16 protein-coding genes are annotated in these 20,731 nt (G+C 70.2%); 10 read left to right on the top strand and 6 right to left on the bottom strand.

Translation table 11 applies throughout. The annotated features are described in order from the left end of the window. Positions 1-85 precede the first annotated feature (85 nt). Positions 86-1,564: an MFS transporter gene (locus tag J2Y46_RS03590; protein ID WP_310240272.1), complete on the bottom strand. Its 1,479-nt coding sequence runs from the start codon at positions 1,562-1,564 to the stop codon at positions 86-88. 81 nt (positions 1,565-1,645) lie between these two features. Here J2Y46_RS03590 and J2Y46_RS03585 point away from each other — a divergent pair, with 81 nt between their 5' ends. The 6 genes from J2Y46_RS03585 (at position 1,646) to J2Y46_RS03560 (ending at position 8,005) form a co-directional block, all read left to right on the top strand. Beyond that, the gene (locus J2Y46_RS03585; protein WP_310240270.1) at positions 1,646-3,229 is read left to right on the top strand and encodes an MFS transporter; all 1,584 of its coding nucleotides are present in this window, start codon (positions 1,646-1,648) and stop codon (positions 3,227-3,229) included. Further along, on the top strand, positions 3,226-3,762 hold the full coding sequence (locus tag J2Y46_RS03580) for a hypothetical protein (RefSeq protein ID WP_045299388.1): 537 nt from the start codon (positions 3,226-3,228) through the stop codon (positions 3,760-3,762). Before J2Y46_RS03585 ends, J2Y46_RS03580 begins: the two co-directional genes overlap by 4 nt. A 162-nt stretch (positions 3,763-3,924) precedes the next feature. Continuing rightward, positions 3,925-5,793 carry a molecular chaperone DnaK gene (dnaK, locus tag J2Y46_RS03575; RefSeq protein ID WP_045299385.1) on the top strand — a complete coding sequence of 623 codons (1,869 nt, stop codon included), beginning with the start codon at positions 3,925-3,927 and terminating at the stop codon, positions 5,791-5,793. Between the two features lie 2 nt (positions 5,794-5,795). Further along, on the top strand, positions 5,796-6,413 hold the full coding sequence (locus J2Y46_RS03570) for a nucleotide exchange factor GrpE (protein ID WP_045299383.1): 618 nt from the start codon (positions 5,796-5,798) through the stop codon (positions 6,411-6,413). Between the two features lie 15 nt (positions 6,414-6,428). After that, positions 6,429-7,427: a DnaJ C-terminal domain-containing protein gene (locus J2Y46_RS03565; RefSeq protein WP_045299381.1), complete on the top strand. Its 999-nt coding sequence runs from the start codon at positions 6,429-6,431 to the stop codon at positions 7,425-7,427. 107 nt (positions 7,428-7,534) lie between these two features. Then, positions 7,535-8,005, top strand: a complete 471-nt coding sequence (locus J2Y46_RS03560; protein WP_045299379.1) for a heat shock protein transcriptional repressor HspR — start codon at positions 7,535-7,537, stop codon at positions 8,003-8,005. A gap of 64 nt (positions 8,006-8,069) precedes the next feature. Here J2Y46_RS03560 and J2Y46_RS03555 read toward each other — a convergent pair whose 3' ends face one another. Continuing rightward, a complete protein-coding gene (locus J2Y46_RS03555) occupies positions 8,070-11,420 on the bottom strand; it encodes a DUF5979 domain-containing protein (protein ID WP_310240266.1) in 3,351 nt (1,116 codons plus the stop codon). Between the two features lie 126 nt (positions 11,421-11,546). Here J2Y46_RS03555 and J2Y46_RS03550 point away from each other — a divergent pair, with 126 nt between their 5' ends. Beyond that, positions 11,547-11,963: a hypothetical protein gene (locus J2Y46_RS03550; RefSeq protein ID WP_310240265.1), complete on the top strand. Its 417-nt coding sequence runs from the start codon at positions 11,547-11,549 to the stop codon at positions 11,961-11,963. Between the two features lie 3 nt (positions 11,964-11,966). Here J2Y46_RS03550 and J2Y46_RS03545 read toward each other — a convergent pair whose 3' ends face one another. Both J2Y46_RS03545 and J2Y46_RS03540 read right to left on the bottom strand, forming a co-directional pair. Beyond that, positions 11,967-13,592, bottom strand: coding sequence for an amidohydrolase (locus tag J2Y46_RS03545; protein ID WP_310240263.1), 1,626 nt, complete (start codon positions 13,590-13,592; stop codon positions 11,967-11,969). After that, positions 13,589-14,866: an MFS transporter gene (locus J2Y46_RS03540; RefSeq protein ID WP_045299373.1), complete on the bottom strand. Its 1,278-nt coding sequence runs from the start codon at positions 14,864-14,866 to the stop codon at positions 13,589-13,591. The genes J2Y46_RS03545 and J2Y46_RS03540 overlap by 4 nt, the downstream gene beginning before the upstream one ends. 163 nt (positions 14,867-15,029) lie before the next feature. Between J2Y46_RS03540 and J2Y46_RS03535 the strand changes: the two genes are divergently transcribed. Beyond that, complete coding sequence (locus J2Y46_RS03535) at positions 15,030-15,638, top strand: TetR/AcrR family transcriptional regulator (RefSeq protein ID WP_045299372.1); 609 nt, start codon at positions 15,030-15,032, stop codon at positions 15,636-15,638. A gap of 3 nt (positions 15,639-15,641) precedes the next feature. Here J2Y46_RS03535 and J2Y46_RS03530 read toward each other — a convergent pair whose 3' ends face one another. Then, positions 15,642-17,039 (bottom strand): DUF2252 domain-containing protein, encoded by a 1,398-nt coding sequence (locus tag J2Y46_RS03530; protein WP_310240261.1) that lies wholly within the window; start codon positions 17,037-17,039, stop codon positions 15,642-15,644. A 54-nt stretch (positions 17,040-17,093) separates the two neighbouring features. Here J2Y46_RS03530 and J2Y46_RS03525 point away from each other — a divergent pair, with 54 nt between their 5' ends. Both J2Y46_RS03525 and J2Y46_RS03520 read left to right on the top strand, forming a co-directional pair. Further along, a complete protein-coding gene (locus tag J2Y46_RS03525; RefSeq protein WP_310240260.1) occupies positions 17,094-18,188 on the top strand; it encodes an AI-2E family transporter in 1,095 nt (364 codons plus the stop codon). Positions 18,189-18,230: 42 nt separating this feature from the next. Continuing rightward, positions 18,231-19,322: a DUF998 domain-containing protein gene (locus J2Y46_RS03520; RefSeq protein WP_310240258.1), complete on the top strand. Its 1,092-nt coding sequence runs from the start codon at positions 18,231-18,233 to the stop codon at positions 19,320-19,322. On the opposite strand, the gene J2Y46_RS03515 is transcribed toward J2Y46_RS03520, so the two are convergent. After that, positions 19,311-20,654: an ion channel protein gene (locus J2Y46_RS03515; protein WP_310240256.1), complete on the bottom strand. Its 1,344-nt coding sequence runs from the start codon at positions 20,652-20,654 to the stop codon at positions 19,311-19,313. The genes J2Y46_RS03520 and J2Y46_RS03515 overlap by 12 nt on opposite strands. Positions 20,655-20,731: the final 77 nt, after the last annotated feature.

Here is a 20,731-nt window from a genome sequence, read left to right as displayed (position 1 = left end):
CGACGACCCCCCGTGCGCATGCTGCCCGAAAGCGAGGGTATCCGATGCGATGGCTGTCGCGACCGTCGGAACCGATCCGCGGCGGTCAGCGGCCGATGTCTTTGGGTCGCAGCTTCACGGGGAGCAGGAGCAGGAGCCCGACGAGCAGCACGATCACGATGCCGAGGATGCCGTAGTGCGTCGCGCCGAACGCCGCGATGAACGTCGCCCACAGCAGCGGCGAAAGGAAGCTCATCACTCGGCCGGTGGTCGCGTAGAGGCCGAAGACCTCGCCCTGCATCCCGGTGGGCGTGACACGTGCGAGCAGCGACCGGCTCGACGCCTGCGCCGGACCGACGGCGGCCGACAGGATGATGCCGCCCACCCAGAACACCGGCTTGCCGCCCTCGCGGAGGAAGAAGACGAAGAGGGCGCTGACGATGAGGATCGTGAGAGCGGTGATGATGACCGCGCGCGCGCCGAAGCGGTCGTCGAGGCGGCCCGCGATGATCGTCGAGACGCCCGCGACGAGGTTGAGGGCGATGCCGAACGCGATCACCTCGGTCGCGCTGAACCCGAACGACACCGCGGCCAGCACGCCGCCGAACGCGAAGACGCCGGCGAGGCCGTCGCGGTAGACCGCGCTCGCGATGAGGAACCAGAAGGTCGGCCGGTGCTCGCGGAAGAGCGCGACGATGTCGTGCACGAGCACGACGTAGCCCTCGAAGAAGCCGACCTTCCGACGGCCGGGGTCGGCCGGCGACTCGGGCACGAGGAAGACGAACGGCAGGGCGAACAGCACGGTCCACACCGCCGCGCCGACCGCGATGAGGCGATAGGCGAGGCCGTCCGACACGTCGAGGCCGAACCAGTCGAAGGTGTTGAGCACGACGACGAGCGCGAGCGCGAGGATGCCGCCGATGTAGCCCATGCCCCAGCCGAGCCCGCTGACGCGGCCGATCGTCTTCGGCGTCGAGACCTGCACGAGCATCGCGTTGTAGTTGACGCCCGCGATCTCGGACGAGACCGACCCGAGGGCGACGAGGATCGCCCCGAGCCAGAAGAACTGCGGCTCGGAGTACACGAAGAAGAGTGCGAACTGCAGGAGCGCCAGCACCGCGGTCGCCCCGACCACCCACCGCTTCTTGGTGCCTGCGGCGTCTGCGCGCTGGCCCAGCACGGGAGCGAGCAGGAGGATCAGGATGCCGGCGGCGAAGGTCACCCAGCCGTACCACTCCGACAGATCGGCGAGGGCGCCGCAGTACGCCGTGCCCGCGTCGGCGGCGCTCGAGCACGCCATGTCGCCGTTCGCGTTCTGCTCGGCGACGTCGGCCGGCAGAAAGGCGTCGGACACGAGGTACAGCGACACGAAGACGAAGGTCAGGATGACGGAGTTGAAGGGCTGCGTCGCCCAGTCCCACAGCGCCCACGCGAACACGCGCCGCCGCGGCACCGGGGTGTCGTCGAGGCCGTCGGTGTTGAGGGCCGCCGTCGACAGCACGTGATCGGCGGGAGCGCCCGGCGTGGGCGCGGCGGGCGGCGAAGGTGTGCCGGACTCGTCGGCCCCGGGCTCAGGAGAGCTCATGTCGGTCACGTTAAGGCCCTTCGGTGAACTGATGCGCAATCAACGTAGCGCTCCGGGGGCGCGGGGTGCTTTGCTTCGTTCATGACAGGGGAAAACGTGCCGGAGGCGAAGTTCAACGGCCGTCTCGCGATCCTCCTCGCGATGGCGATGTTCGTCCTCGTCGTCGACACGTCGATCATGAACGTCTCGATCTCCGCGGTGGTGACCGAGCTCGGCACGACCGCCAGCGGCGTGCAGGGCGCGATCGCTCTGGAGGCCCTGGTCTCGGCGGCCTTCATCCTCATCGGCGGCAAGACCGGCGACCTCATCGGGCGCAAGCTCGCCTACATCCTGGGCCTTCTCGGCTACGCCGTCGGCGCGGTCGCGATGACCTTCGCACAGAGCCTGACCGCCGTCATCATCTTCTGGGCGGTGATCGGCGGGATCGGGGCATCCCTCCTCCTCCCGTCCATGCAGTCGCTCATCCACGGCAACTTCTCCGGTGGCCACCAGAAGCGCGTATACGCGCTGGTCGGCGCGTCGGCCGCGATCGCCGCGGCGGTCGGGCCGCTGCTCGGCGGGTTCATCACGACGTTCTGGTCGTACCGCGTGGCCTTCGCGCTCGAGGCGGTCATCATCGCGATCGTCTTGCTGGGCGCGGGTCTGGTCAAGGACGTCAAGTACACCGGCGACCGGTCGATCGACCTCGTCGGCGCGGGCCTGTCGGTCATCGGCATGGGTGGCGTCGTGCTCGGCATCCTGGTGTGGCAGGAGGGCGGCGGGTACGTCGGGCTCATCATCGGCCTCGGCGCCGTGGCGCTCGGCGGCTTGGCATGGTGGCTCAACACGCGCAAGAAGCGCGGCAAGCCGGTCCTGCTCGACCCGGCGCTGTTCTCGTCGAAGCCGTTCCGCACCGGGGTGAGCGGGCAGCTGCTGCAGCAGATCGCGCTGGGCGGCACGATGATCGTGCTTCCCCTCTATCTGCAGATGGTGCTCGAGTACAACGCGCTGCAGGCGGGCCTGTCGATCGCGCCGCTCTCGCTCAGCATGTTCGTGGTCGCGATCTGGGCCGGCCGCCGGGCGAAGGGGCGCCCCGCCAACCTCATCCTGCTCGGGTTCTCGCTCGCCGCCGTCGGACTGATCGTCATCGTGCCGCTCGTGCCCGTCGCCGAGAGCGGCTGGTACCTCGCGATCCCGCTCGTCGTCGCGGGGGCGGGACTCGGCCTGCTCGTCTCGCAGCTGAACAACTACACGCTGTCGCCGATCTCCGACGAGCGCGTCAGCGAGGCCGCGGGCGTCAACTCGGCCGCGGGCTCCTTCGGCCTGTCGTTCGGCCTCGCGTTCGCCGGCGCCATCATGCTCGCCACCCTGGCGGCGTCGTTCACCACGCTCGCCTACTCGAGCACCGTGCTGAGCTCCGAGCAGCAGCAGCAGGTCGCCACGGTGCTCGAGGAGGACGCGGAGCTCATGTCGAACACCGGTCTCGAGCAGCTCCTCGCCGACGAGCCGCCGGAGGCATCGGCCGAAGTGGTCCGCATCAACACCGAAGCGCGTCATATCGCGCTCCAGGTGGCCCTGCTCATCCCGATCCTCGCGACCGTGCTGGGCGTGCTCAACGGACTCCGCATGCGGCGCCTGCCCGATCCGAAGCCCAACGAGGCTGCGGAAGGGATCCTGGGCGGGTGAGCCGGCGCACGGACCGCGCGCGGGCGCAGCTCGAGCAGGTCGAAGGCGGCGAGCAGGCGATCGTCGCCTACTTCAAGGAGCGCGTGTATGCGACGTTCACCGGTCTCGCGATCGTGCTCGTCGTCGCCTCGAGCGAGCATGCGGAGGCCGACCACGCCTTCTGGGCGCTGATCCTCGGCGTCGTCGGCATCACGGCGGCGGGGTTCGTCTCCGACGTCATCTCGCACCTGTCGGTGCACCGCACGTTCCCGGGCCGCGTCGACCTCATCATCTCCACGCGGATCGCCGGCGGTGCGCTCGGCACCCTCTTGACCCCCGGCATCCTCCTCCTTCTCGCGTGGCTGGAGGTGATGCCGCTAGACGCGGCGCTGCAGGCCAGCGCCATCGTCTACATCGCGACGCTCGCCGTCATCGGCTGGTTCGCAGTGCGCCGCTCCGACCTCGCGTGGTGGAAGCAGGTGATCGCACTCGCACTCCTCGTCGCACTCGGACTGCTGGTGGTGGGGCTGCAGACCCTCGCCCACTCGATCTGAAGGTAAGTTGAGCCGTCGCGTATCAACTTTGATTTGACGGATGCTGCACCCCGGGCGTATGGTTGAGCCATCGCGACTCAACCTCATGGCGAGCCGCGTGAAGACTTCCCTGTAACCCCGGGTGGCAGCATCCGTCTGCGCCCCCATGAAGGAGAGATACACATGGCACGTGCTGTTGGAATCGACCTCGGTACGACCAACTCGGTCGTGAGCGTCCTCGAGGGCGGCGAGCCCAAGGTCATCGCGAACGCCGAGGGCTTCCGCACGACCCCGTCGGTCGTCGCGTACACCAAGGACGGCGAGGTGCTCGTCGGCGAGACCGCGAAGCGCCAGGCCGTCACGAACGTCGACCGCACCGTCTCGTCGGTCAAGCGTCACATGGGCACCGACTGGGGCTTCGACGTCGACGGCAAGCGCTGGACGCCGCAGGAGATCTCCGCGCGCATCCTCCAGAAGCTCAAGCGCGACGCCGAGCAGTACCTGGGCGACACCGTCACCGACGCCGTCATCACGGTCCCCGCGTACTTCAACGATGCCGAGCGCCAGGCCACCAAGGAGGCCGGCGAGATCTCGGGCCTCAACGTCCTGCGCATCATCAACGAGCCGACCGCGGCCGCCCTGGCCTACGGCCTCGACAAGGGCAAGGAGGACGAGCTCATCCTCGTCTTCGACCTCGGCGGCGGCACGTTCGACGTCTCGCTCCTCGAGGTGGGCAAGGACGACGACTTCTCGACCATCCAGGTGCGCGCGACCGCCGGCGACAACCGTCTCGGCGGCGACGACTGGGACCAGCGTCTCGTCGACTACCTCATCAAGCAGTTCAAGGACACGACGGGCGTCGACGTCTCGGGCGACAAGATCGCGCTGCAGCGCCTCAAGGAGGCCGCCGAGCAGGCGAAGAAGGAGCTCTCCTCGTCGACGAGCACCTCGGTCAACCTGCCGTACCTGTCGCTGACCGACTCGGGCCCCGTGTCGCTGTCGGAGACGATCACCCGCGCGAAGTTCGAGGACCTCACCAAGGACCTGCTGGACCGCACCAAGAAGCCCTTCGAGGACGTCATCCGCGAGGCCGGCATCAAGGTCGGCGACATCGACCACGTCGTGCTCGTCGGCGGCTCGACCCGCATGCCCGCGGTGTCCGAGCTCGTGATGAAGGAAGCCGGCAAGGAGCCCAACAAGGGCGTGAACCCGGACGAGGTCGTCGCCGTCGGCGCCGCCCTTCAGGCCGGCGTCCTCAAGGGTGAGCGCAAGGACGTCCTCCTCATCGACGTCACCCCCCTGAGCCTCGGCATCGAGACCAAGGGCGGGATCATGACGAAGCTCATCGAGCGCAACACCGCCATCCCGACGAAGCGTTCGGAGACCTTCACGACCGCCGACGACAACCAGCCGTCGGTCGCGATCCAGGTCTTCCAGGGCGAGCGCGAGTTCACCCGCGACAACAAGCCGCTGGGCACGTTCGAGCTGACCGGCATCGCGCCGGCTCCGCGCGGCATCCCGCAGATCGAGGTCACCTTCGACATCGATGCGAACGGCATCGTGCACGTGTCCGCCAAGGACAAGGGCACCGGCAAGGAGCAGTCGATGACGATCACCGGCGGCTCGTCGCTGCCGAAGGACGACATCGAGCGCATGGTGCGCGAGGCCGAGGAGCACGCCGCCGACGACAAGAAGCGTCGTGAGGCCGCAGAGGTGCGCAACCAGGCCGAGACCCTGTCGTACTCGATCGAGAAGCTCATCAAGGAGAACGAGGACAAGCTCCCCGCCGAGGTGAAGACCGAGGTGCAGGGCGACGTCGACGCTCTCAAGACCGCGCTCGCGGGCGAGGACGACGACGCCGTGAAGGCCGCGTTCGACAAGCTGAACCAGAGCCAGGGCAAGCTCGGCGAGGCCATCTACGCCTCGAGCCAGGCTTCGCAGTCTGCTCCGGATGCTGCGTCCGGCGACGCCGGTGACGGCCAGGCTCCGACCGACTCCGACGAGGACGTCGTCGACGCAGAGGTCGTCGACGAAGAAGACGAGAAGAAGTAACCATGGCGAACAAGGACCACAACCCGGAACCGGTCGAAGAACCGGGCGACGGCGACGAGGTCCGGCCTGAGGGTGTGGGGTCGGAGGCGAACGCCTCCGGCCCCGCGCCGCAGGACGGGGAGGATGACGAGCTCACGGTCGACGACATCCTCGGCGCCGCGCAGAACGCCGACGCCGCGGCCGAGGACGCCGTGCTCGCCGACCTCGAGTCGCAGCTGCTGAACGACCTCAAACGCCTGCAGGCCGAATACGCCAACTACCGCCGCCGCACCGAGGAGCAGCGCGAGGTCGAGATCGAGCGAGCCCAGGGCGCGGTCGCGAAGGGCATCCTGCCGGTGCTCGACGACCTCGACCGCGCCGAGAAGCACGGCGACCTGGAGCAGGGATCCGCCTTCGCGGCGATCGCCGACAAGCTCCGCGGCGTCGCCGAGCGCATCGGGCTCACCACGTACGGTGCCGCCGGCGAGGCGTTCGATCCGCAGCACCACGAGGCGATCTTCCAGGTGCCGACGCCGGGCGCGACCGAGACCACGATCGTCGAGGTCGTCGAGATCGGCTACCGCCTCGGCGCGGTGGAGCTGCGTCCGGCGAAGGTCGTCGTCGCGGTTCCCGCCGACTAGCCCGAAGGAGGCTGCATGGCCAGTCAGGACTGGTTCGACAAGGACTTCTACTCGGTGCTGGGCGTCTCGAAGGACGTCAGTGAGGCGGACCTCAAGAAGACGTATCGCAAGCTCGCGCGCACCTACCATCCGGATTCCAACCAGGGCGACGCGGCCGCCGAGGCGAAGTTCAAGGAGGTCAGCGAGGCGTACTCGGTGCTCTCCGACCCGGAGCAGCGCAAGGAGTACGACCAGATCCGCGCGATGGGCTCGGGTGCTCGATTCACCTCGGGTGGCCCGGGCGGCGCCGGCGGCTTCGAGGACGTCTTCTCGATGTTCAACCAGGGCCGCGGCGCGCGCTACCAGAGTGCCGAGGACCTCGACGACATCTTCGCGATGTTCAACCAGCAGCAGCGCGGCACAGGCTTCGGCTCCGGGCGTTTCGGGCAGCCGAGCGGCGGCTACCGCGGTTTCGGCGGCCCGACGCGCGGCGCCGACGTCACGGCGCGTACGACGATCGACTTCGTCACGGCGACCAGGGGCGAGACCATCACGCTGCAGGGCGAGGACGGCAAGCCGTTCAAGGTGAAGATCCCCGCCGGCGTCTCGGACGGGCAGAAGATCCGGCTCCGCGGCCGCGGGCGTCACTCGCCCGACGGCGGCGAGAACGGCGACATCGTCGTGCAGGTCACCGTGCGTCCGCACCCGGTGTTCACGCGCGACGGGCTGAACCTGCGCGTCACCGTGCCGGTGACGTTCACCGAGGCCGCGCTCGGCGCCACCATCGAGGTGCCGACGCTCGGCGGCGATCCGGTGCGACTGCGCGTGGCGCCGGGCACGCCGTCCGGCCGCGTGCTGCGCGTCAAGGGGCGCGGTGTCGAGACGGCCAAGGGCACAGGCGACCTCCTCGCCGAGGTGCAGGTGGCCGTGCCGTCGCATCTCGACGAGGCTGCGCGCGAAGCGCTCGAGCGCTTCCAGAGCCTCGAGTCGAAGGAGAACCCGCGCGCCGATCTGATGGCCAAGGCGCAGGGCTGAGATGCTTGCCGAGAACAGGAGATCTGGCGAGACCAGGACGATTCCGCGCGAAGCGTCCTGTGCTGGCGAGATCTCCTGTTCTGGTGAGCGATGAGGAGGTGACGAGAATGTCCGAGGACGACATCGATGAGGATGCCCCGATCTTCGCGATCGCCGTCGCCGCCGAGCTGTCGGGCATGCACCCGCAGACGCTGCGCCAGTACGACCGGCTCGGGCTGGTCGTGCCCGCCCGCACGCAGGGCGGATCGCGGCGCTACTCGCTGCGCCACGTGGAGCAGCTCCGCGAGGTCGCCCGCATGTCGTCGGACGGCATCGGCCTCCCGGCGATCGTGCGCATCCTCGAGCTCGAGAATCGGGTGCAGGAGCTTCACGGCCGCGTCCGCGACCTCGAGGACCGTATGCGCGCAGAGCTCGAGAAGCGGCCGGGCGCCCGCGTCTTCGCGGCCGGCTCGACCGGCTCCGTCGTGACGCTGCGCCATGGCACTCGCGTCCGCCGCGCGACCGAGGTCGTCGTGTGGCGGCCGCGCGCGTCGCTCGCGCAGCAGAGCGAACCTCCCGACGAGAGCCCGGCGGGCTGATTCACCGAACAGGGAGGGGACGGATGCCGTCCCCTCCCTCTTCGCGTTCGTTCGCGGCGGTGCGTCAGGTGCGTCGCGCGCGTCGGGCGGCCAGAAGCACGCCGAGGGCGATCAGGCCGACGGCTCCGAGCGGGACGAGGGGCGAGAGCCCGCCGCCGCCGGTCGCCGGAAGCGGACGCGTCGTCGCGGTATTGGTCAGCGTCAGCTCCGCCGTCTGCGGGGTGCGCACACCCGACATCGGCAGCGTGACCTTGCCGTCCTCGTCGGGGACGAGGGCCTCGCCGTCGACCGTCCACGTCGGCGTCCCCCAGTCCACGCCAGGGATCGACGGCAGATCCGCCTCGCGTGCTTCGATGATGGTGCCCACCGGGAAGTACGGCGATGTGATCGTGACGTTCGGCTCGAGCTCGATGCGGGGCTGGGCGACACCGGTCAGCCACCAGTCGGCCGGGAACGTGGTCCCCGCCGGCAGCGACGACGCGCCGCTGCCCGCGACGACCTTCGTGACTGCCCAGCGCGTCATGGCCACGACGGAGTTCGTCACCTCGAGTACCGGAGGGGTCTGTTCCGGCCCGATCTCGACGAAGTTCGACGGGCTCCACGTGGTCTCGCCCCACTCGTAGCCCGGTGGCAGCGCCGACGCGTCGGGCTCCTCTTCGAGGAGATTGACGATCGTGCCGATCGGGAAGGAGATCGGGTCGCCCTGATCGTCGACGGGACCCGTCGGCGTGCCGTCTGCGGGCAGCTCGAACCGGCCCACCAGCACATCTCGGCTCGGCAGATGCGCCACGTAGTCGATCGTGAACGAGTCGACGAGCAGGTCGCCCGGATCGATGCCGTCCATGTTCTTCTGCACGAGGAAGGTTCCTTCGATGAGCGACGCGTCGTTGGTGAGTGTCGCGTGCACCACGGCCTGGTCGTCGACGCCGATCGTGAGCCGGTCGAGGTCGAACGCGGCGCCGAGCCAGGAGAGGTGCCGGATGGTCGGCGCGGCCTGCTCCTCATACGTCACGACGGTGCCGTAGGGGAACAGCAGCGGCTCGCCCGCGTCGTCGACAGGGCCGACGGGTTCGCCGTTGCCGGGGACCCGCAGCACTCCCTGCTGGATCACGTCCTCGGGCTCCGTCGTCGGGAAGTACGCCGTCCAGGCGACGCTGAACTCCAGACCCGGGGGCACCTGGTCGGGCGGGACACCGTCGAACTCCTTCGAGATCGTGAAGGTGCCTTCCTTGAGCGCGTTCGTCACCTCGATCTCGACGTCGGCGTCCGAGTCGGCGGGCAGCGGGATGTCCACGATGTCGCCGAAGCCGTCCGGCTCGTAGGGAGTCGTCACGCCGTCGATCGTGACGTTGAAGACGGGCGGCGCCCAGTCGCCGACGTTCGCCACGGTAGCGCCCTCGAACGTCGGTGGAAGCTCGGCCAGCTCCAGTGTCTCAGCGCCCGTTTCGAGATCCTCGATCAGCTGGGGCTCGCCGACCGGCAGGGGAAGTGTCGCCCGCTCAGGGGCGGGGTTCGTGTTGTAGGTGACCTCGTAGCCGAACCGCGGGTCCGCGGCCGAGCCGGTCGCGGACTTCACGATCGTGATCGTCCGGCCGTCGTCGGTCGGGGTGACGATGTTCGTGAGCTCGACGGCCCTGGTCGTGTCGGCCTCGGTGATCACGAACGAGCGCCCGGGGTTCCACCCGATGCCGCTCCAGTCGTACCCCGGCGGCGGATCGATTCCGTCGAGGTTCTCGGTGAGGATGATGCGGGTGCCCACCGGGAAGGGGATCGGAGCGCCGTTCCCATCGACCGGAACGACGGGCGTGCCGGTGAAGGGCACGTTCATGGTGCCGGTGCCGATCTGCTCGCCGCCGTATCGCGCGATCCACGTGACGGGCACCGTCCCCTCGAGCGCCGGAGGTTCGCCCGACGGATCGTCGATCGACTTCGAGACGCTGAAGGTGCCCGTCGATTGCGTCGCCGTGTTCGTGACGACCACCTGGGCGGTGCCCGTCCCGATGATGAGGGGGTCGGGTGCGATCGTGGCATCCCCCCATTCCCACCCCGGCACCGTCTCGGGCGCGATCTCCTCGAAGTTCACCTGGGTGCCCTCCGGGAATCGCTCGCCGGCGGCGACCGGAGTGCCGTCGGCCGGCACCTCGAGCGTGCCGACGGTGACGTTGCCGTCCGGGTCGACAGCGCGGTAGTTGACGGTGAACGTGGTGCCTTCCGGGAGATCGCCGGACTCGATGCCGTCGAGTTCCTTGCGCACGGTGAACGTGCCGCTCGCGTCGTTGCACGAGATCTCGCCCGAGAAGAGGAACGAATGGACCTCGCCGCCCTGGATGGTGACGTTCTGGCCGATCACCTGGCCGTCCAGCGGCGCGGCGTTCACGGTGACCGACGCGTTCGGCGCGTAGATCGAGCCGTCGATGCGGGCCTGACCGGCTGTCACGGTGACGTCGCCGGAAATCTGCGAGAGGTCCCACACGATGTACGGCGAGTGCACGCCCTGCGGATCGGCGCGCGCTCCGATCACCTCGGTCGTCCCCGCGGGCACCCGGATCACGAGCGGGTTCGACACTCCCGGCGTCGGTCCGGGGGAGAACTGGATGAGAGACGCGCCCTCGATGGCGGAGTAGTCCACGACGTTCGGCTGGTCGGGGCTCAGCTCCTCGAGCACGACGCGGTCGCCCGCGTCTTCGGCCACCCCGACCGGATACCCGACGCCGGTTCCAGGGTCGGCGATGCCGTCGAAGCAGCTCGACGCCTCCTCCCACGACGCGTCGCGGTTCGCCTCGACGTAGTCGGCGACCGCGGTGTCGGAGATGTTCGCCGTGTAGATGCTCCCGTTGCCGGCCGCACCCGCCGGGGGCGCTGCGCTCGTCGGATACGTCTGGTGGGTGGCGTCGATGAGGGGAGTCTGGTCGGCGTTGGACCGGTTCTGGTTGAGCCGGAGCCAGTCTGCCCGTGCAAAGGCCTCCCAGCCGCCGTCGCGGTCGACCATCTTGAGGTCGCCCCACAACGTCGGGTCGGTCGTGCCGGCGCTCGTGATGGCCAGGATGCCGGTGCTCGCGGTGCTGTATTCACCGACGAGGAACCGGGTGGGGTCGCCGTCGACGGTCGGGAGGTCGTAATTCCCGGTGCCGGCCACGACGTGCACGATCGTGTACTGCCCGCTGCTGCCCTGCACCGTCGCGGTCCCGCCCACCGCGATGCTGCCCTCGGTCTCCTGGTTCTGCAGCAGGGCGTTCTGGCGCGCATAGACGGTGAAGCCGCCCGCGATCGCGAACGGGTTGACGGACTCGGGATAGGCGGCTGAGGCGGTCTGCGGTTCGATCGCTCCCACGACGACTGCGCCGGTGGCGGCGAGCAGTGTCGCGGTGATCCCGGCGGCGACGCGTCGCAGGCGTGGGCGATCGAATCGTGGCATGCGCGAGGCCCCTCTCCCCCCGGGGCGCGAGGAGGCGCGCCGCTCGGTAGTCGTACCCTATCGGTCCCGATCAACCGGACAATCAACAGCTCGCCCCCTGCCGGCATAGCGCGCATGATGGAGGGCATGGCGACACTCGACGACGTCCGCGCCGTCGCGCTCGGCTTTCCGCGTGTGATCGAGCGCGTCGACGGCCATCGCGGCGGGGCGAGCTGGCGCACGCCGGCGGGGGCGTTCGTGTGGCAGCGCGGCCCGAGCGGCCGCGACCTCGATCAGCTGGCGGCGCTCGGGCGCGGGTGGCCCCCGGGCGACGTCGTGGGCGTGCGCACCGACGGGGCGCAGGTCAAAGAGGCCCTTCTCGAGACCTACCCCGACGCGTTCTTCACGATCCCGCATTTCGACGGCTACCCGGCCGTGCTCGTGTGTCTCGAGGGCATCGATCTCGAGCAGCTGCGCGAGGTCATCACCGACGCCTGGCTGCTCAAGGTCACGAAGCGGGTCGCGGCCGAATGGCTCGCGACCCACCCGCCGTCAACCGGATAGCGGTCAGAGCACTCCCGCGTCGTATCTCGTCTCGCCGGCCATGACAGTGCGCACGACCTGGGCGGTCAGCAGCGATTCGGGACCGTCCGCGAACGGGTCGGCGTCGATGATCGCGAAGTCGGCGGCGAGCCCCGCCTCGAGCCGCCCGCGCGTCGCGCCATCGCCCACGGAGGCAGCAGCATCCCTCGTCGCGTGTCCGAGCGCCTGGGCGAGCGGCAGCGCGAACTGCGGGTGCCGCGGGGCGAACGAGTCGTCGAGGGCGGAGCGGCGAGTCGCCGCGATGTACATGTTGGGAAGGGCCTCGTGGGGCGCCGTGGGCGCATCGGTCGAGAAGGCGAGCAGGGCGCCGGCGTCGACGTACTCGGGCCACGCGAACGCTCGGTCGACGCGCTCGTCGCCGAGCATCGCGGCCCAGTTGTCGAAGATGGCGGGGTCGGCGTGCACGGGCTGCATGGATGCCGTCACCCCGAGTCGCGCCATGCGCTCGGCTGTGCCGGGCGACGCGTACTCGAGGTGCTCGATGCGGTGACGACGCGGGCGGTCGCCGTTCGCCTCGGCGGCGTGCTCGAGCGCGTCGAGGGCGATGCCGCTGGCGAGATCGCCGATCGCGTGCAGCGCGACCTGCAGCCCCGCCGCGTCGGCGGCGGCGACGACCGGCGTGATGTCGGCGAGCGACCAGATGGGTTCCGCGTTCGAGCCGTTGGAATACGGATGCCGCATCGCGGCCGTGCACGCATCGATCACGCCGTCGATCACGAGCTTGATGCCGACGATCCGCAGCCAGGGCGAGCGCACCGTCTCGGCCAGTTCGACGGCCCGGGCGACCTGGCCGAGGTTCGCCGCCTCGTCGCCGGTGTTCTCGACGAACCAGTGGGCGGCGACGCGCACCGGCAGGTGCCCGCCGCGCCGTTCGGCTGCCCGCTGGAACGCCGCGAGCCCGAGGTCGTCGAACGCCATGTCGACCGCTCCGGTGACGCCGGTGGCGGCATAGGCCGCGAGCGTGCGCTCGACCGCGGCGTCGCGGGCGGCGTCATCGGTCTCCGCCGCCAGGAACGCCCACACGTGCGTCTGCGCGGCCGTCTCGTACAACATGCCGTCGGGCTCGCCGTCGGCGTCGCGGCCGATGCGCCCGCCCAGGGGGTCGGGGGTGTCGCGGGTGATCCCGAGCTCGGCGAGGGCCGCCGAGTTCACCCAGCACGAGTGGTAGTCGTTGGCGTCGAGGTAGACCGGCACGTCCGCGACCGCGGCGTCGATCATGGCGGCCGTGGGCCTGCCTCCGGGAACCGAGTCGAACAGCCATCCGCGGCCCAGCACGCGTGCGGCGTCGGGCTGCGCCGCCCGTGCGGCACGGAGGCGCTCCTGGATGTCGGCGAGCGTGCGGGCGTCGGTGAGCCCGACGCGCCCCAGGGCCTCGCCCATCATCACGAGGTGCGTGTGGGCGTCGGTGAACCCGGGGAGCAGCAGCCGGCCGCCGAGGTCGACGATGGCGGGATCCGCGCCCGCCGCGGCGCGCGCGCCCTCCGCGTCGCCTGCGAACACGACCCCGTCCGCGGCGACGACGAGCGCCTCCGCCCAGGGCTCCGCGCCCGCGGTGAAGATGCGTCCTCCGGTGTAGATGGTGGCGGTCATGCGTGGAGCTCCTCGGTCTCCGCCGCAGCGGTCTCGACAGCGGCCCCGGCCGCGGCATCCGATTCCACCCTTGTCGAGATCGTCGCGACGATCGCCGCCGGAATCGCGAGCACGAAGCTCGCCACGCCCAGCACGACGGTGAACCCCTGGTAGCCGAACGCCTCGACGAGCGCCGCGCCGATCACCGGCGTGAGCGCCGACCCGACGAGGTAGACCGCGAGCAGGGGGCCCGACCAGCGGCCGTCCGCGTCGAGGGCGGCCGAGGTGGAGACGAAGTACATGAAGGCGATCGCGTAGATGGTGTTCCAGACGATGAAGAGCGTGATGAACGCCGTCTGGTCGCCTGCGAAGCCGAGCGCGATCTTCAGGGCGCCGCCGGCGACGAGCAGCACCACGAGGGGGACCGCGCGGCCGAGCCGGTTGCCGACGATCATGAGCAGCACGGAGCCCACGAGCCCGCCGGCGGTCGCGCCGCTCAGCGCGAGACCCAAGCCTTCCGGTGTGAGTCCCGCCTGCTCGCCGCCCATGACGCCGGCCATGGCCCACAGGGAGTCCTCGCTCGCCGCCCAGAGCGCGAAGGTGACCAGCAGCGCGAAGCCGGCGATCGTCACGGTGCGCGAGGCGGTGCGCGCGCGAGGGCTGCGTACGGCGCCCGTCTCGGGAACCGTCACCGGCATGGCTTCCGGCACCGCGGCGCCTGCCTGCGGGTCGACGACGGGCGCCACCGGAAGCCAGCCGACCGCGACCAGGCCGATGAGGCAGAACAGTGCGAGCGCGCCGAACACGTCGATCGGAGCGAGGCCGATGACCGGGATCACCGCGAGCACGATGGTGATGACACCGCGGTTCGCGAGGCCGTTGAACCCCGCCACACGGTCCGGGTTGCGGAACGCGGCGAGTGCGGCGCCCGCGGCGGCGACAGCGCAGCCGGCGCCGACGCCGCCGACGAGGAGTCCGGTGATCGCGACGCCCGCCGACGGGGCGAGCGCCGCCGCGGCGAACCCTGCGAGCCCGGCCGCGAGCCCGATGCGCGCGACCATGCGTCGGCGCGCCCCGGCGCACAGCGGCGCGGTCGCGAGGCCGGTGATCGCCGTCGCGAGCAGCGTGGCGGTGACGATCCAGCTCGCGGTGAGCACGTCGACGGCGAACCCGGTCTGCAGGGCGGTGATCATGTAGGGCGAGAGGTTGACGCCGAGGTAGCCGGCGATGCCGATGGCGAAGGTCGCGGCTGCGGTCGGGAACCGCAGGGGCACGCGGGCGGTGAGGTCGTTCATACGGGATCCTTCTGTCGTTTCCTGCACGACGGTGTGCGACACCCGGCCAGCCTGGCCGGTAAACGAACGGTATTCGTTTATTGTTGCACGGGTGTGACGGATCCGGGAAGCCCCGATTACGGCAGACCGCCGAAGCTAGGCTGACCGCGAGGGAGGGAGACGGATGCCGCGTCCTCGCGTGAACCTGCTGTCGGTCGATCTCATCGCCGATGCCGCGATCGAGCTCGCCGACTCCGGCGACACGTTCGGCGTGAACGCCCTCGCCCGCAAGCTCGGGGTCACGCCGTCGTCGCTGTACAACCACGTCGACGGCAAGGACGCCATCATCGAGCTCATGCGCTCGCGGCTCGGCGCGCGGTACTTCCCCGAGCCGGTCACGGGGGACTGGGACGAGATCGTCACAGGAACCGTGCGGGGTCTGCGTCGCCTGTACGCCGATCACCCGCTCATCGTGCCGCTCATCGTCGGCAAGACGATCACCGATCCCGGTGTCATCGGCAGCTACGACCGGCTCGCCACCGCCCTCGTCGATGCGGGCGTGCCCGACGACGAGGTGCTCGCGATCGTGGCCATCGTCGACGCCTACGCGATCGGCTTCGGCCTCGACCTCGCCTCCCCCGACGAGATCTGGCAGCCGACCGTGCCCACGGCGACGCTCGGACGACTGATCACCGATGCCGCGCACGGCGCCGAGCGCAGCGATGCCGCCTTCGAGATCGGTCTGGAGATGCTGGTCGCGTCGCTGCGCCTGCGGCTGCAGAACCGCCGCTGAGCCTCAGTTCGCCGCGTCGACCTTGCGGTGCTTGCGGAACAGCTCCCAGTCGGCCCGCGAGAGGTCGGCGTACGCGTACGCCCACTCCAGGATCGCCTCGCCCGCCACGCGACCTCCGCCGACGTAGCCCGCGACGGCGGCGGAGGCGGGGGACTGGCCGTGCGCCCGGGCGAGCGTCGCCGCGCACGCGTCGGCATACCAGAGGAACGCCGAGTCGTCGAGCTCGTCCATGTCGAATCCGCCCTTCTTGTCGCGGAACTGACGGACATAGAAGTCGCGCTGCGCGCCGTACGTCGTGCGGCGGACGAAGCCGAGGAAGGGGTCCGACACCGACTGCAGGATGCGCTGCATGCCGACCACGCGGCCGCCGTCGCCGTACTGGTCGATGAACCGCGTCACGACGTCCGGCTGCTCGGCCTTCCCGTACTGGATCAGCACGCTCTCGCCCGCCTCCTTGCCCTGCAGGAGCAGCACACCGTCGTCACCGTCCTGCATCGAGATCACGAAGCACCGCGTGCCGACGCTTCCCACCCCCACGACGCGCAGGGCGATGTCCGACATGCGGTACTTCTGCAACAGCGCGCGGATGTCGATGTTGGCGGACTGCACGTACTGGTCGAACACGCTGAGGACCCGCTCCTCCGACTGGGCGTCGATGTGGGTCATCGTCGGCGGTGCTTCGACGAAGACGACCCTGCCCTCCGCGTCGACCTGTGTCATCTTCTTCGCCGCGCGGGCGCCGGTGCGCTTCTCGGCTTCCTTGATCGCGGAGTCGATGGCGGCGCGCGTGTCGTCGTCCACGGCCCGCTCGGCGGCCATGGCGTCGAAGCGGTCGTAGTAACGCTTCAGCGGGCTGCGCTTGGCGCCCGTGCCGATCGCACGCGCATAGACGCGCACCGCGTCCAGCGATGCCTCACGCACCACGGACTCGGCGCGCCCGGTCGACTGCCCGGCGATGACGATGCTGGTGACCAGGCGCTTGACGTCCCACTCCCACGGTGCCCAGGCGGACTCGTCGAAGTCGTTGAGGTCGAACACGAGGGTGCGCTGCGGCGACGCGTACAGGCCGAAGTTCGACACGTGCGCATCGCCGCACGACCCGACGCTCACGCCGCTCGACGGTGAACGCGCCAGGTCGGCGGCCATGAGGGCGGCCGTCCCGCGGTAGAAGGCGAAGGCGCTCGCCGCCATGCGCTCGGTGCGCACCGGCACGAGCTCGGGGACCCGGTCCGCGTCCTGCGCGTCGAGGATCCCCATCGGGTCGCGGTCGTTCGTCGGCAGCTCGGCGAGGGACTCCCGCGGAGTGTGCTCGCGGGCGGCGCGGCCATCGGCGATGTGGTCGGCGTACGACGGCAGAGGGGCCCACGTGCGGCCGATGGGCGAGTCGTCGATCGTAGACATGGGCCCAGTGTGGCACTGACCGGCGCCGGCCCGTAAGAGCGGTACCCTGACGCCGTGACCCGCGCCGCACAGCCCGCTCCACCGCCTGCGATCACGCCGAGCCTGCGCGTGCTGCTGGTGCTCGCAGCCAGCGTGGTGGTGCTCGCGGGCGTGTACTTCGCGCGGAGCCTGATCGGCCCGCTGGCGCTCGCCATCGTCCTCGTCGTGATCTGCGAGCCCATCCGGCGCCCGCTCGAACGGCGCGGCTGGCCGCGCTGGGCGGGCACTACCGCCGTGATCCTGCTCGCGTACCTGGTGCTCGTTGTCATGGGCGTGCTGCTGTGGGTCGCCGGCGTGCAGTTCGCGGGCCTCGTGTCGGACTACCTCGACCAGCTGCGTGGCAGCCTCGACGAGTTCCTCGCATGGCTCCAGTCGGCGGGGCTGGATCAGCAGGCGACGGATGCTGCGGCCTCGGTGCTCGACCCCAAGGCGCTGCTGGGTCTCGTGGGGAGCATCGGCGGCACGGTGATCGGGGTGGTCACGGCCCTGTTCTTCGTCGTTTCGTACATCATCTTCACCGCGGCCGACGCCGCACGGTACCGCGACGCGGAGCGGGTCTTCGGCCCCGGCCGCCGCCCGGTCCTCGCCCGGATCGGACGCCTCAACACCGGGGTCCGCCGGTACTACGTCGTCAATGCGTCGTTCGGCGCGATCGTCGCGATCATCGACGGCCTCGCGCTGTGGGCCCTCGGCGTTCCCGCGCCGATCGTGTGGGCGGTGCTCGCGTTCGTGACGAACTTCATCCCCAACATCGGGTTCGTGCTCGGCCTCATCCCGCCGGCCGTGCTCGCGTTCGTCGTCGGCGGATGGCCGATGTTCCTCGCGGTCATCGCGATCTACTGCGTCGTCAACGTCGTGCTCCAGGTGCTCGTGCAGCCGAAGTTCGTGAGCGACGCGGTCGACCTCAGTCTCACGCTGAGCTTCTTCTCGGTCGTGTTCTGGACCTTCGTGATCGGCCCGCTCGGTGCGATCCTCTCGATCCCGCTGACGTTGTTCGTGCGGACGCTGGTGCTCGAGGGCGACCCTGGCTCACTATGGCTGCGGTGGCTGTCGGGAGACCGCACGGCCACCCCGGCGTCCGCCGCCCGCGAATCACTCACCGACGCCTGACCGACCTCTCGCCCGCACCCTCGAGTCCTCCCGGAGCCTTCGATGACCCAGACCTCGCTCGACCGGCCCGCCCCCGCCCAGCCCGCCTCGCCTCGCCGGAGCGCGGGAGTCTTCGACGCGTCGAGCGAGCGATCGCTCGAGTCGCTCGCCCTCGGCGTGGGTGCGATCTCGTTCGTCCTCGTCGCCCTCGTCTCCCTGATCGCGTTCCAGTTCCAGGCGGCGCCGATCTCCGGTCCCGGCTCGGTCGGCCAGTTCGCCGCGATCGCCTCGGGTGTCGTCGCCTTCCTGTCCGTGATCGCGGGCCGGTTCGTCGTGCACCGCCATGACGGCGGCCACCGCCTGCGCGTGCTGGACTACGTCGACATCGCGGCACTCGCCTTCGCGCACGGCGTGATCGCGCTGCTCGGGTGGACGCTGCTCGCCGTGATCCTCGAGCAAGCCTTCATCGGCGCGACGGTCTTCGCTCTGCCGGTGCTGCTCCTCGCGGGTGCCACCGCCGCGATGAGCGGCTACATCGCGTTCTACTCGGCCACGCACATGGACCTGCAGCTGCTCGCGGTCGTGCTCGCCGTGTTCCTGGTGTTCGGCGTCCTCGCCAGCATGCTGACCGCGAGCGACCCGGACTGGTGGAAGGACAACCTCAGCGCCCTCGGCATGTCGTCGAACGTCTCGGCCTTCGCGTTCAACATCACGATCATCGTCGCCGGCTTCCTCGTGACGACGCTCGCCCGCTACTCGACGCGAGGCATCCCGACGTCGAACCCGAAGGGCATCGGGCGTGTGCGCGTGACGCTGATCGTGCTCGGCGTGTTCCTCGGGATGGTCGGTCTGTTCCCGGTCGACAGGTTCTTCGCGCTGCACACGGGCGTCGCGTCGGGCATGGTCGCCGCGTTCGGCGTGCTCGTCATCGCGCTCCCCAAGTGGATCACGGGCATCTCGCGGGCCTTCGTCGTGCTCGGCTGGCTCTTCCTCGCCGTCACCCTGCTGCTCGCCGTCTTCTTCTTCATCGGCTACTACACGCTGACCGCGGTCGAACTCGTGGCGGGCATCCTCGTGTTCACGTGGATCGTGCTGTTCATCCGCAACGCGGCGGCGCTGCAGCAGGACTCGCGGCAGTCGGCCTCAGCGCACTGAGGCCGGCTGCTCCCACGGGAGGCGGGCGGGTGGGCGCTCGCGCGCGAGGTCGTCGGGCGTGATGAGCATCTCGCGCGCCCGCGTCACGACCAGCCATGCAGGCAGCACGATGATGCAGAGCATCGGCAGCACCGTGATGTCGTCCACGAGTGCGACGGCGACGAAGAGGGCGACCCAACCGTCGCGCGCGATCGCCAGCACGACACCGAGGATGCCGCAGGCGACGGCGAGCGAGAGCGGAAGGCCTGGCAGGAGCGCCCCGCCCAGCAGGCCCGCCGCCACGCCGAGGAAGACCGCGGGGAAGATGCGGCCGCCCCGGAACCCCGCCGAGGCCGCCACGACGAGCGCCGCGAGCTTGACGAGCAGGATGACGCTGAGCTGCCCTGGCGGGTAGGCGCTGGGGTCGGCGAGCAGTTGTGCGCTCTGGTCCAGGCCTTTGAACAAGGTGATCGGACCACCGATCGCGCCGAGGGCTCCCAGCAGGATCCCCCCGAGCGCCGTGAACAGCAGCGGGTGCCGCAGCGCGTGAAAGGCGCGGTGCACGAGCGGGAACAGATAGATCCCGACGAGACCGAACGCGGCCGCGGCGCACGCGACCAGCGCGCCCTGCAGCAGGTCGAACGGCTGCGGCGCACCGTACGGATCGAACGGCGACTGAGCTCCGAAGCCGCCGCCGAGCAGGTAGGTCGTGACCGAGCCCGCCCCGGCGGCGACGAGCGGGAGGAAGAGCTTGTCCCACAGGGAGCCGCCCATCTTGAACTCGCCGACCATTCCGGTGAAGACGAGCGCCGCAGCGACGGGTGTACCGAAAAGCGCACCGATCGTCGCCGAGATGGCCAGCGCCCCGATGAGGGCGGGAGGCACCGCTTTCGAGATCCGGGCCACGATGGCGACGGCGAGCGACACGTTGATGGCGACGATCGGGTTCTCAGGCCCGAGGCTCACGCCACCCGCGAGGCTCAGCATGACCACCACGGCCAGGCCGGGAAGCACGGACAGCGGCAGAGGGGTGGCCGCGAGCTCGGTGGTGGCCGAGTCCGGACCGGCGTGCCCGGGCACGAGCCACACCACGAGCCCGACCGCGATTCCGGTGAAGGTGAGGACGGCGAAGATCCACCACGGCGAATCGGAAGCGATCCCCAGCGACTTCGGCAGGCTCGTCCAGAGCCCGTCTTCGAGCTGGCCGGCGATCTGGTTGAGGCCCCAGAGGCTGACGGCCGAGAGCACGCCGATGAGGATCGCCGGGATCGACAGCAGCATCAGCCGGCGGACGGTGAGCTGCGGTCCCGGCGGCGTGGCCGGTGCGGGCGAGGGGGTGGAGGGGCCGGGCATGGGCACACGATATCGGCAGGGGGTCACCACCGCGAGGATCGCGCGCGACACGATCCCGCACCGTGGGGCGCGTCCAC

This window comes from Microbacterium sp. BE35, assembly GCF_031457705.1.
Taxonomy (GTDB): Bacteria; Actinomycetota; Actinomycetes; order Actinomycetales; family Microbacteriaceae; genus Microbacterium; species Microbacterium trichothecenolyticum.
Note: the sequence above shows the minus strand (reverse complement) of the source record. Positions and strands in the feature narration are given on the sequence as shown.